At 68.5% G+C, this 12,084-nt stretch carries 8 protein-coding genes; 2 read left to right on the top strand and 6 right to left on the bottom strand.

Features of this window, described 5'->3' with window-relative positions; all coding sequences use genetic code 11:
* Positions 1-53: 53 nt before the first annotated feature.
* The gene (locus tag UB43_RS05650) at positions 54-464 is read right to left on the bottom strand and encodes a helix-turn-helix domain-containing protein (protein ID WP_045209432.1); all 411 of its coding nucleotides are present in this window, start codon (positions 462-464) and stop codon (positions 54-56) included.
* 473 nt (positions 465-937) lie between these two features.
* On the opposite strand from UB43_RS05650, the gene UB43_RS05645 reads away from it, so the two are divergent.
* Positions 938-3,733 (top strand): winged helix-turn-helix domain-containing protein, encoded by a 2,796-nt coding sequence (locus tag UB43_RS05645; RefSeq protein WP_045209429.1) that lies wholly within the window; start codon positions 938-940, stop codon positions 3,731-3,733.
* Between the two features lie 24 nt (positions 3,734-3,757).
* Here the strand turns inward: UB43_RS05645 and tssA are convergent, their stop codons facing one another.
* The 5 genes from tssA to UB43_RS05620 are packed head-to-tail and all read right to left on the bottom strand — an operon-like array spanning position 3,758 to position 11,263.
* Positions 3,758-4,813 (bottom strand): type VI secretion system protein TssA, encoded by a 1,056-nt coding sequence (gene tssA, locus UB43_RS05640; RefSeq protein ID WP_045209428.1) that lies wholly within the window; start codon positions 4,811-4,813, stop codon positions 3,758-3,760.
* On the bottom strand, positions 4,810-8,634 hold the full coding sequence (locus UB43_RS05635; RefSeq protein ID WP_045209427.1) for a type VI secretion protein IcmF/TssM N-terminal domain-containing protein: 3,825 nt from the start codon (positions 8,632-8,634) through the stop codon (positions 4,810-4,812). Before UB43_RS05635 ends, tssA begins: the two co-directional genes overlap by 4 nt.
* Positions 8,631-9,401 (bottom strand): DotU family type IV/VI secretion system protein, encoded by a 771-nt coding sequence (locus tag UB43_RS05630; protein ID WP_045209425.1) that lies wholly within the window; start codon positions 9,399-9,401, stop codon positions 8,631-8,633. The genes UB43_RS05635 and UB43_RS05630 overlap by 4 nt, the downstream gene beginning before the upstream one ends.
* A 15-nt stretch (positions 9,402-9,416) precedes the next feature.
* Positions 9,417-10,751 carry a type VI secretion system baseplate subunit TssK gene (tssK, locus tag UB43_RS05625; protein ID WP_045209422.1) on the bottom strand — a complete coding sequence of 445 codons (1,335 nt, stop codon included), beginning with the start codon at positions 10,749-10,751 and terminating at the stop codon, positions 9,417-9,419.
* A gap of 56 nt (positions 10,752-10,807) precedes the next feature.
* Positions 10,808-11,263, bottom strand: a complete 456-nt coding sequence (locus UB43_RS05620) for a hypothetical protein (protein WP_045209420.1) — start codon at positions 11,261-11,263, stop codon at positions 10,808-10,810.
* A gap of 225 nt (positions 11,264-11,488) precedes the next feature.
* On the opposite strand from UB43_RS05620, the gene tssB reads away from it, so the two are divergent.
* On the top strand, positions 11,489-12,061 hold the full coding sequence (gene tssB, locus UB43_RS05615; RefSeq protein WP_045209458.1) for a type VI secretion system contractile sheath small subunit: 573 nt from the start codon (positions 11,489-11,491) through the stop codon (positions 12,059-12,061).
* The last annotated feature ends 23 nt before the right edge of the window (positions 12,062-12,084 follow it).

The raw sequence follows: 12,084 nt of genomic DNA, 5'->3' as shown, positions 1-12,084 counted from the left end.
TAGCGTTCCATTTTCAGAACGACCAAACGCAAAGATGCCGGCCGGTGATCGGGCTAACCCGCGTGTCGCCAGGTGGATTCGCGCTCCACCTCGAAGAAGCGTCGCTGCCAGCTCAGGGGCGTGACGCCTTCGATGCGGTAGAAGATCCGGCAGAAATGCGCCTGGTCGCAGAAGCCGCATTGCAGGCCGATCTCCGCCAGCGGGAAGGTCGATTCGCGCATCAGTTGCTTGGCCTTCTCCACCCGCTGGATTCGCATCCAGGCCTGGGGCGAATGCCCGGTGGTGACCTTGAACTTGCGGGTGAAATCGCTGCGCGACAGCGCACAGGCGGCGGCCAGGTCGCTGACCGTGATGCCGCTGTCCAGATGCTTGAGCAGCAGCGCCTGGGCGCGCTCCTTCTGCCAGGGGGCCAGGTCGCGCTTGGGGGCGTCCACTGGAATCTGGCTGATGAATCTCTGAAGCATGCTGGTCCCTCCCCTGCGATCTGGGGACCATTCTTTGTGGGCACAGGGGTACCGGCGAGTTAAAGCTGGTTAAACCGCATTAATCCGCAGCAGAGGAACAGCAGCGGTTCGACGGCCGGGAGCGAAGGTGCCCAGGGCCCGCATGGTCGCCTGCCAACTCGGCCAGCGCACGGGCAATCAGCTGCCGTGCCTTGCCCCGCGCGGCCTCCACGGCAGAAGGCCGGCCAACTCGGCACACCGGTTCCGTGCCGTTGGGCAACGCCGCGGCTGACCCGGCGTTAATCGTTATTAACCCCGCCGGCAAATCTCCACGTCCGGCGCAGGATGGCTCAACGCCGAGCCGTCGTTTACCCTGACTACCGTTCACAGAAGAATGGCCAATCGACCGGAGAGTCGATGGACCTGTGCCCCCAGGGCTGATGCCCGGACCGGCGTGAAACCTGCCCCCAGCGTGCGAAAGCGAATACCAGACGATGACCCCCGAGCCCGTGGCCACGGTCGAAACCGTGCTTCTTTTCGGCCCCTACCAGATCTACCCCGCCTCCCGAGTGCTCCTCGAAGCCGGCCGCCCTGTGCGCCTCGGCCAGCGCGCGCTGGACATCCTGCTGACACTGCTGGAGCACGCCGGCCAGGTGGTCAGCAAACGCGAGCTGCTGGCCCGAGTCTGGCCCGGCCAGGACATCGACGAAGGCAACCTGCGGGTACACATGACCGCCCTGCGCAAGGCACTGGGCGACGGGCAGAACGGGCGGCGCTTCATCGTCACGATCGCACTGCGCGGCTACAGCTTCGTCGAACCGCTGATGGCCTCGGCAAAGTCGACGCCTGCGACTGATCAGGGCCAGGCGGCGAATCACAACCTGCCGCCCCGGCGCAATCGCCTGCTGGGCCGCGAGGCCGAGCTGGAGCGTCTGCTCGCCGAGCTGCCGCGGCGTCGCTGCATCAGCCTGGTGGGCTGTGGCGGCATCGGCAAGACCAGCCTCGCCCTGCAGGCCGCCGAGCGTTTCATCGGCCAGTATCCCCACGGCATCCGCATGCTCGACCTCACCCAGCTGCAGGACGCGCGGCCGCTGAACAGCACGCTCGCCTGCGCGCTGGGCATTGCGGGGCTGGCCGGCGAATCGCTGGAGCATCTCTGCAGCCAGATCGCCGACCGGCAGATGCTGCTGCTCATCGACAACTGCGAGCACCTGATCGAGGCGGCCGCGCACCTGGTCGAGTGCCTGCTGCGCCACGCGCCGCAGATCCACATCCTCGCCACCAGCCGCGAAAGCCTGCGCGCCACCGGCGAATACATCCTGCCGCTGCGGCCGCTCGGTTGCCCGCCGGTGCAGGTCGGCAGCGTCGAGAGCGCCCTCGCCTACCCCGCCGTCGCGCTGCTCATCGAGCGGACGAAGGAGGCCCACGAAGACTTCGAGTTCCGCCCCGAGGACCTGCCCCGCGTCGGCGAAATCTGCCGGCGCCTGGAGGGCATTCCGCTGGCGCTGGAACTGGCCGCCGGCCACCTGGGGCAGGCCGACGGCAGCATCGACGCGCTGTTGCAGGACGGCTACCTGGACCTGCCGCTGCCGACCGAGGAAACGTCCGGCCGCCACGAACACCTACGCGCGATGCTCGACTGGAGCTACACGCTGCTGCGCCCCGCGGAGCAATCCTGCCTGCGCAGGCTGAGCGTATTTCGCGGCAGCTTCACGCTGGGCTCCATCGCCGCCGTCCTCGGCCAGCCGGCGGACCTGGGCGCGGCCTTCGTGCTGGTGAACCAGCTGACCGCCAAGTCGCTGCTGACCACCGAGATTCGCAGCGACGAGGTCACCTACCGTCTGCTCGAACCCACCCGTCTGCATGCACTGGAGAAGCTCCAGGCTGCCGGCGAACTGCACGAAGCCCGCGAACGCCATCTGCAGCTGTGCCAAAGCGCGATGCAGGCCGCGCAGAACGAATGGGAAAGGTCCGCCTCGCTGGGCTGGCTGGAGCAACATTCGCCGTGGCTCGCGGAGGTTCGCGCCGCCCTCGACTGGGGCCTGCATGCGGACGTCCGGCACACCCAGGCAATTCACCTCGCGGCCTGCTCGGCGCCGCTGTGGCAGGAGCTGTCCCTGCTGCACGAATATGGGCCCTATGTGAGCGCGGCACTCGGCCTGCTCAGTGCCGAATCCGCTTCATCGCTGCAACTGGCCATGCGCCTGGAGCTGGCGCTGGGCAACACGACCTACCATGACGTGCGCAACAGCCAGGCAGACGAGGCCTTCCAGAACGCCCGCTACCTCGCCCGGCAGATCGGCGACCGCAACGGGGAACTCACCGCGCTGTCCGGCGGCCTGGCCGTGCTGCTGTGGGCCGGCCAGTACCAGCAGGCAGCCGAGCAGAGCCGGCACTTCGACCGGCTGAGCGACGGCCAGGGCGAGATGCTGGCCACCAGCGCCCTGCGCCTGAAGGTGCTGGCGCTGCATTACTCGGGCAATCAGGTAAGCGCCCAGGCCGTCGGCGATGAAGTGCTGCAGCGACTGGAGCGGCAGCGCCGGGCCAACCGCTTCGCCCCTTGCCTGGGCGTGCAGTACGACCAGCAGGTCGCCTCCCTTGCCACCCAGGCGCGCACGCTCTGGTTGCGCGGCTTTCCCGAGCAGGCGGAGCGCATGGCGACACAGGCCATCGAGCTGGCCTGCGAGATCGACCACAGCGCCTCCATCGCCTATAGCCTCGCGGTGGCCGGCTGCGTCATCGCCTTCTACAACGGCGAGTTCGACAAGGCGCGCCGCCGCGTGCGGCAGATGATCGAAGTCGCCGAGCGCCACCGCGTGCCCTTGTTCACCGACTGGGCGCGGCACTATGCGTGGGCCATGCAGCTCGAAGAAACGGCGGGCGCCACGGCACCCGCCGTCGGCCTGGTGCGCGACATCGTGCAGACCCTCGGCGGTCGCCTCCTGCCCTCCGATCAGGCGCAGCTGATGCGCGCACGAACCGGCGCGGCAGGCTGGTGCGCCGCGGAAATCCTGCGCAACGAGGCAGTCACCCTGCTGGCGCGCGGCGACCGCGAATCCCTGCTCGGCGGCGAAACCCTGCTGACCCGCGCCCTGGCACTGGCGCAGGAACAAGGTGCACTGGCCTGGGAGCTGCGCTCGGCCACCTGCCTGGCGCAGCTGTGGAGTGCGCAGGGACAACCGCAAGCCGCGCGGCAACTGCTGGAGCCGGTCTACCAGCGCTTCACCGAGGGTTTCGACTCACCGGACCAGCGCCACGCGCGGCAATGCCTCGATGCCTGCGGTCACTGACGATGGCACCGACCTGCTACCCGCTCAGCGCAACACGCCCAGCATGACCCAGACCCGGCGAGCCTCGGGGTCGGCGTGGACCAGTTCGTCCATCAGCGCACTCAGCGGCATGCCGCCCCACTCCACCGCCCGACGAATGATGTAGGGCACCGGGCTGTGCGGCTCGGTGCGCGCCAGGTACTCGGCGATGGCGGTGAGCTGCCGGTAGGCCTCTTCGCGGTTCTGCGGAGCGCCGCCGGCGGGAAGCGGGGAAGCCGACACGGAAACCGATTCCGGCACCGCGGGGTTTTCCGCTGCGGCGGCAGGTACGTAATCTTGCGGGGCCATGGCCTTGCATCCCTGGATGACGTTGCTGAAAGCGTCGATGGACGCGGCGAGTTGGTGCAGGCTCGGTGCGGCATCGCCGAGCTGGAGGTCACACCAGGCATCCAGGCGTCGCAGGTGAGCGGCCGCACTGTTCAACTGGGCCAGCGTCGCCGCCCAGCCATCCACCGCACCGCTGCGGATCGATTCGTTTAGCCGTTTCTGCTCCTGTCGCGCGTTCTCCGCCGCCACCTTGTCGACCTTGTTGTCGCTGGCCTGCACCTGTCGTCGCTGCAGTTCCTGCCAGCCATGCAGGGTGGTCTTCGGCCAGCCGCTGCACAGCGGCACGCGGGTGAGCAGGAGTTCGGTGTAGCGCCGCGCCAACCAGGCGAGCGGCGCCGCACGCCACTCCTGGTCACCGTCGGTGGCCTGCGGGTGCAGCTGTTCAGGGAACGCATCGCAAAGACCGGCCAGCAGGCCCAGTGCGGCGGCGAGGCCCGCAGGGCCGTGGGTGACTATCCAGGCCTCGCCCAGAAAACCGGCGATGGTCAGGTCCTTGCTGCGCCGCGCCAGCAACTCCTCGGCGAGCTCCGCCAGCGCCAACCAGTCCGCGCGCTTGGGCTCGGCCTGCCAGACACCGGCCGGCAGCTCGGTATCCTCCTCGCGACGCAGCTCGCGCAGGCGGTCCATCAGCGGGTCATGGCGCAGCGACTCCCCGCAGGGCGACTCGCCCGACAGCGGTTGCAGGAGCGCTTGCAGCGCCTCGTCTGAAATCATGGCAACTCCTGGGCGCCGGCAAAGGACGCCACGCCGACCCCGCTGAAGGGCGTGCGCGGCGCGCGTACGGGCAAGGGCTGGACGGACAGCGGCTGCTTGGCGTCCTGGGTCATCAGGGACACGCGCAGGAACATCCGCGCCTCGGGCTCGCGACTGTTCGGCGCACGGACCGGCACCTGCAACGCGAGCGGGAAGTCGGTGTAGTCGGCGCTGGGCTGGCGCTGCAGGATCAGGTGCGAACGCAGCAGGCGCATCAGCGCCCAGGGGCCGCCGTACTCCCAGCCCACTTCCAGGTCCGCCACGGCCATGCTTGCCTGCTGCGGGTCGATATCCGGCCGTTGCGGGCTGTCCTTGGCCCAGCGCAGCAACAGCTTCATCGGCTCGCCGACATTCCAGTGCAGGCGCTGGCTATCGCTGCCGGGGAAGCTCAGCGGGCGGTCCGCCGCGTAGAGCGTCCAGGCGATCACCTGGTCGGCACCACGCTCGGCCTCGCGGTCGGTACGCCAGCGCACGTCGAGGTCGACGCCTTGCGCCCCGCCCTTGTCGCGCTGGAACAGGGGGCCCATCCAGGCCTTGGCCAACTGCAGGCGCTGGAGGAAATCCGCGGCCGCCACGCGGTCGACCGACTGGCTGAGCTTGAGGCCGGCCTGGGCCCGCTCCAGGTTCTGGTCGAGCAACTCGACCAGGTGCTGCACCCGCGCCGGGTCGGCGTCCTCGGCCTGCAGGCTGTAGGCGAAGGGGAAGCGATTGGCCAGGTACTGGTTGAAGTAGTCCGCGATGGCCGCCCAGGCCTGGGCGGCATCCTTCTGCTGCAGCTCCAGGCAGCGTTGCTGCGCCTGGCCGTGCAGACCACGGGTGAAGCGCGCCACGTCGCCCTGTCCGGCCGCCAGCGCGGAGGTACGCAGGATGTTGCCGCAGCTGGCGGCGTCCATTTCCACGAAGTCGCGGGTCACCAGCTGGTCGAGCAACATCGGCGAGCTGGTCGGGTTCTGCGCCTTGTACTTGACCAGCTCATCGCTGAGGTCGGTGAAGCGCCGCACCTTGTCCTGGTCGGAGAAGCCGAGGTTGCCCCGGTCACGCAGCCAGGTCAGCGCCGGCTCGTGCTCTTCGCTCAGGGCGAGCATGGTCTCGAACTGCTGGGCGAGGTTGCGCTTGAGGTCCTGGGTGTCGGTGGAGCGGTACAGCTGCAGGCCGAAGTTGCGCGTGCCATCCCAACCGGATGGCTCCGAGCGAACGCGGAACAGTGGCAACGCATCGATCGACTTCAACACGCCGTCGACGTCGGCCAGCGCACCACGGGTCAGGTGGCTGTCCAGTGCGTTCGCCAGATCGCTCCGCTGCACGGATTCCAGGGCCGAACGAACCTGCTCGGCTTGCTCCAGAGGAACGTCGAACGTGTTCTTCACGGGCGCGCCACTGGCCAGAACGGATTGCGTCAGGCTGCTCCACATAGCGCTGGCGGCAGCGGCGGCGGCACTCTCGGCAAGGGCGTCACGGTACTCGGCCGGAATCCGCGCCTGCTCCTGCTCGCTGTACTTGCGGTAGCTGGCGTAGTACGCCAGGGCAGCGTTCAGCGAGTGGGCATCGAGATTGCCCAGCCCGCGCGGATCGATGTCCTGCGCGCCCTTGCTCAGGGCGGTGCCGGCGAAGTCCTGGCGCAACAGCGATTCGATGGTGCTGCCCAGCGCCACCACATGCTCCTGCAGCGCCAGCGTGCCACCGGGCTGCAGTTGCAGCAGGTTGTCGCGGGAACCGGCGGCGGAGATCCACTGGTCGTGGAAGGCGCGCTGCAGCTTGCTGGCCTGGCTGGTTACCCGCGCCTCCGCCGAGGGGCCGAGCAGGTAGGACTGGCGTACGTCGTCGAGCATCGCGCGAAAGCCCGGCACGATCTCCTGGGCATTGCCGTGGCTCCAGGCCGCGTTGGTCAGGGCCACCATGTTGCGCAGTGCGTCGATCTGCGCGGCGGTCTCTTCCAGCTCTTCGAGGCTGTTGCCCTGCCGCGCCTTGAGTTCGTTCAGGTGCAGACGCAGGAAGCCGGCCGGGCGCACGAAGTTGTCGGCGAGGAAGAACTGGTCGAGCCAGAGGCTCATCAGATCGTCGAAGTTGCGCGCCAACTGGCCCTCGCGCGGGCCGGGGTCGACTGGCGCCGGAGCATCGGGGATGCCCTGGCCGAGCACCGACTGCAGGTAGCCGGCGTTACGCAGGGAGGCTGGTTCGAGCGTCAGGCCGTAAGCCTGTTCGCCCAGTTTGCCGAGGCTTTCCAGAGCGTTCTTCGAAGTGCCGGCGCGCAGCTCGGTGTACCAGCGGTTGCGCTGCTCGAAGGCCAGCACGCTGTGGGCCAGGTCGCGAGCGGCAACGAAGTTCGGCCACTGCTCGGGGCTGTCGCTCTGCACGTTGGCGCGGCGTTCGCTACTGCGGATGGCGCGCAGCCGGACCAGCTCGGCGGCCTGCGCCTGCTGCAGGGGCACAAGCACTTCGCGGCGGGTCAGGTCTCGCAGCAGTTCATCCATGTGCTCGTCGAAACCGGAGAACCAGGAGCTCGGATACACCAGTGAGCTGAAGTGCCAGCGCGGCGCGGCCTGCAGCAGCGCCCAGTAGGCCTGCAGGCGTTGCCGGGCGGCCTCCTCCGCCGAGGCGCCGACCGCCTCGCCTTCGACCTGCCCGCGCTGCATGGACAGGATGCGCTGCCCCAGCGCCTGCGCCTCGCGGGAATCCACGTGCCAGACCCAGAGCATCCCCAATAGCCAGCAGACGCCGACCACGCCAGCCACCGCCCCCAGCACGCGCTGCGAACGCTGGCGCAGGCGCAGGACTCGCGGCACAGCCTGGGCCAGTCCGCGCTCGGCGAGCAGGCGCGATTGCCAGAGATGTTGGCTGAACAGCAATTGCGCGGGTGCCTCCTCCCGCGCCGAGAGCGCCCAGTCGTCAGCACTGGGAGCCATGCGGTACGCGCCACTGAAGTACAGGCCGCGCAAGCGTGGCGCCTCACCCAGCGCATTTCCCTGGAAGACCGGTTCCAGGCGCTGGCGCAGACCTTCGCGCAGGCCCTCCAGCGCCTGCGGGAAGCGATACAGCGCCTCGCTCAATTGCCCCTTGAGCACTCCCGCTTCGAGGATCGCCGCCTGCAGCGCCTGCAATACCTGATCGAAGCCGCGCTCCAGGTGCTCGCCCTGCCAGGCCGCATCCACTTGCAAGGGCGAGGCCCAGCCCAGAGGCCGCTCGCGAACCTCGGCCGGCAGCGCCGCGCGAAGTTCGGCGAAACCATCGAGCGCTTCCAGCCCGGTCACCACCACGTAGACCGGCAGGCTCAGCCCCAGCCGCTGCAACAGGTCGTTGAAGCGCCGACGTAGCTGGATGCTCTCCTGGGCAAGGCTGGCCGGGTCCAGCAGACGCTCCGCCGGCACCGCCCAGATCACGCCGTCCAGCGGACGGCGCGGACGCATCCGCAGCAGCAGGCCGAGCAGCCGCCGCCAGGGCTGCAGCGACGACGGTGCGCTCTCTTCCGGCATGAACAGGGTCTGCGGTACCGCCAGCAAGGCGCCGTCCTGATCGGCCCACCAGCGACCGAACCAGGCCGGGCGGTTCACCGGAGCCAGGCTCCAGTCCGCGGCCAGGCGCTCGCCCAGCAGCGGGTCGCCCAGCAGGAGATACCAGGGCACGTCGTAGCGGTCGGCGACATCATGGTCCTGCTCCATCTGCCGCACGGTCAGGTAGAAGGTGCGTACCGCTTCGCCCCCCTTGCTGCGCAGCCAGAGGAACCCCGCGACTGCCAGCGCCACCACCAGCAGCAACAGCAGGGCCAGCACCAGCCAGCCGCTCAAACCACCCGCTCCGGGAAGGCGGCCGCACAAGCCAGGTCGAGCAAGGGCGCCAGTTCACCGCGCACGTCGCTCCACAGCCAATGGCCGAGGACGATGAGCAGGAAGACGCCGGCGACAACCATCAGCATCAGGCGCAAGCCGTCGGGCAGCGCACGCCGCAGCGGCAGTCGCAGAGGTACTGCAGCGGCCGGGCGCGCCAGGGTCTCGAGCAACGCCGGCACCTCGGCGTCACGCTGCCAGGCATGGGCGAACAGCGCGTGCCGCCACTTCTCATGGAGCGCCTCGCCCTTCGGACCGCGCAGCTTGCCGTGGAAGCCCAGCAACAGGCATTGCAGGTAGACGTTGGCAAGATCACGCGTGCCCGGTGCGCGGGTATCCAGCAGGCGATGTATCGCCTGGGGCACCCGCTCCCCGGCATTGCGCGTGCCATACAGGCGGGATTCCAGCGGCCGTTCCTGCCACGCGGACTGGCCATCCCAGGGATCGAACAACAGGCTTTCGTCGAGCAGCGCGACGAAGGCGTAAACCATGCCTTTCACCTGCTCGCCGGCGGCATCGCCGACGCTGGCATTGGCGCTGCGCCACAGGCGACGCACCACCGCCTGGGCTTCGTCGGCGACCCGCTCCAGCGTCGCACTGTCCTCGCCGGTGGATTCGCGCAGCTCTTCCCAGCGCCTGCGCCACTCCAGCCAGGCGGCCTGGAAGGCGCCACTGAGAGGGGCCTCGCCGAACGACGGCGGATAGATCGCCTGATTCCCTTCAAGCATCTTCGCTTCCCTGCCTCAGGCGCTGCTGGCGCCGTCCACGATGAACAGCACGACCTGCCAGGGACTGCCACCGCCACTGCTGCCCGCCGAAGCGGCCCGCAGGCACAGGCGCTGGGCGGGATCGAACCAGTCGCCCTCCGCCTGCACGACGAACAGGTGGGTGTCTTCCCCCACGCTGTAGGCGATCTGTTCGGCGCGGCTCATGGGCAGATGCTCCAGGCCGGACATGCGCTGCCGCCCCAGTATCGCCAGGCTGGATTCGGAGGCGACGATGCAGCGTGACAGCCACTCGTGGGCCTGCTCCTCGCCGCAGCCGGGCGGCATGCGCAGGCCGATGACCAGACGCTGGACCGGCGAACGCAGGTCCGGCAGGGCCAGCGCGAAGTCGTTGCCCAGCCGTTCGAAAGCCAGGCTGCGGTAGCCCGCGCGCACGCGCCCGAGGGTGACTTCCAGCCACTCGATCACCGGGTTGAAGGTCCGCAGCAGTTCGTTGAAATCGAAGGTCGGGAAGGCCGGGACGCCGCCCAGCGGATCGAGCACGCTCCAGCTGCCGGCCATTCCGCACAGCAGGCCATGCAGCTGTGCCGGGCTGGCTGTGCCGCTGTAGAGCGCGGCCTCCAGTTCCGGCAGGCGTGCCCACAGCGCCGCCAGCTGGCGGCGGATTTCCTGGCTGTCCTCGGTGTTCTCCGCCTGCTGCGCCTGGCGCAGGCGGCCGGCGAGAAACACGCATTTCTCCCGCGCATGGGCACACAGCGCCACCAGCGCCTGCCCCAGCATCGACGCCGGTGCGATTCGCGGAGTCGGCGCCACGTAAGGCAGGCCGACGAAACCACCGGCGTCCTTGCCGACACGCAGCAGCGGCAGGCACACCGAGTCGGCGCGCTGCGCTTCGGTCACCAGGCGCAGGGCCGGGCGCCAGACGACGACGGGTTCGGGATTCTCGCCACTGGCCAGGTCCGGCACGGCCGGCCCGCTCAAGGATTGCAGACGGCCCTTGAGCGGCAGCACCTGGCCGCCACGGGCGAGTGGGCTGAGTGCGAGGTAGAGGGTGATGCTGGCGTCGGCGGCCGCGGCGATGGCGGCCGTGGCGTCGAACACCAGCGTGCCGCCCTGGCCCAGGCTGACCGGCAGGCCGTCGGGCAGGATCGCCTCCAGCGCGAGAATACGCACCACGCCGGTACTCAGGGCGGAAGGGTCCAGCTCCAGGTGTTCGAGCCCCCAGAACCAGGGGTTGGCCGCATGGGCCAGGCGCGCGGACAGCACTTCGGCGCGCAGGCCCTGGAGCTGGAAGTGCTGGGGAAGCAGTTGCATCCCTTCGTGCCAACAAACTGCGTCAGGCAGAACTCTCACACCACTCCCCCTTCGACGTCCTGGATTGTCATGGGCCCGCCTGGCAAGGCGGTGGTTCAGTGCTCCTCGGCACTCAGCAGGCGCATCTCCCTGCTGTCGAAACGCAGCCACAGGTTGGGCTGCTGATCCAGGCGCATGCGATGGGCGCCGGGAGTGTTATAGCCGGCAAAGACCAAAAGTCCAGAAGCCGGCTTGCCGGCCAGGGGGAAGTCCCTGGCCTCCATGAACTGCCCGGGCACCAGTTCTAGGCTCCACACGGAGAGCTGCTTCTGGTAGTCGCGGCGGTACTGTTCGCGGTCACTGAACCACTGCTTGGCGCTCATCGCCGAGAGCAGCTTGAGCAGGTCCGCATCCTGCACCGCGACAAAGTCCACGGCGATGGGCGAATCGCCGTTGGCCTTGCTCGCGACGTCGAGGGTCAGACGGTCGACATCGACCTTCGGACCGAACCAGGAACAGCCTCCGAGAACTGCCAGGAGCACAGCACAGAGGCAGGCTTTCGTCGACTTCATGAAACGTCCTTGTGAAATGTCTGTCAGAGATTATTTTCGGATTTGCGTTTTTAGCAACCTGATCTAGCTTGCTTGGTTAGCTCGTGGACAACGAGCCCAGATGGGATCGCCAAGGACAGGCCTGTATCGCATTCCCCCTTCCTGTCGTGTGGTCCAGCCAAGGAGCGCGACGACAGCGAGCCCCGCTGCGGCGTGCCCGTCTCCTACGCAGTGGAGTTCGCCAGCATGGCAGAAAGCACGCAGCACAAACTGGACCGGGTGCGCCCTCCCCGCGTCCAGATCACCTACGACGTGGAAATCGGCAACGCCATCGAGAAGAAGGAGCTGCCCCTGGTCGTGGGCATCCTCGCCGACCTCTCCGGCAAGCCGGTCGCTCCCCTGCCCAAGCTCGGCGAGCGCCGCTTCACCGAGATCGACCGTGACAACTTCAACGCCGTGCTCTCGTCCATCGGACCGCGCGTGGCGCTGCAGGTCGACAACACCCTGAGCAACGACGGCAGCCGGCTCAACGTCGAGCTGAACTTCAAACACATCGACGACTTCGACCCGGTGAGCATCGTCAACCAGGTCGTACCGCTGCGCCGCCTGTTCGAAGCCCGCCAGCGCCTGCGCGACCTGCTCACCAAGCTCGACGGCAACGATGAGCTGGACCAGCTGCTGCAGGACGTGGTGAGCAACACCGAGGGCCTGCAGGAAATCCGCGCGACCCACCCGGTGACCGCCGATGCCGGCGCCGCCAACGACACGGCCCAGGCCGCCGCCGACGAAGGCGAAGCACCTGCCGAACCGCAAGCCTGACCCCGCCCGCAAGGAGAGCACAG

Origin of the sequence: Pseudomonas sp. 21 (assembly GCF_000955805.1) — a bacterium.
Classification (GTDB): domain Bacteria; phylum Pseudomonadota; class Gammaproteobacteria; order Pseudomonadales; family Pseudomonadaceae; genus Pseudomonas.
The sequence above is the reverse complement of the archived record's forward strand: the minus strand, read 5'-3'. Positions and strand labels throughout refer to the sequence as shown.

What these genes read in the sequence shown, in the direction of transcription:
- UB43_RS05650 (WP_045209432.1), bottom strand. Translation starts at nt 464, where the DNA reads ATGCTTCAGAGATTCATCAGCCAGATTCCAGTGGACGCCCCCAAGCGC.
- tssB (WP_045209458.1), top strand. Translation starts at nt 11,489, where the DNA reads ATGGCAGAAAGCACGCAGCACAAACTGGACCGGGTGCGCCCTCCCCGC.
- UB43_RS05630 (WP_045209425.1), bottom strand. Translation starts at nt 9,401, where the DNA reads ATGCTTGAAGGGAATCAGGCGATCTATCCGCCGTCGTTCGGCGAGGCC.
- UB43_RS05620 (WP_045209420.1), bottom strand. Translation starts at nt 11,263, where the DNA reads ATGAAGTCGACGAAAGCCTGCCTCTGTGCTGTGCTCCTGGCAGTTCTC.
- tssA (WP_045209428.1), bottom strand. Translation starts at nt 4,813, where the DNA reads ATGATTTCAGACGAGGCGCTGCAAGCGCTCCTGCAACCGCTGTCGGGC.
- UB43_RS05645 (WP_045209429.1), top strand. Translation starts at nt 938, where the DNA reads ATGACCCCCGAGCCCGTGGCCACGGTCGAAACCGTGCTTCTTTTCGGC.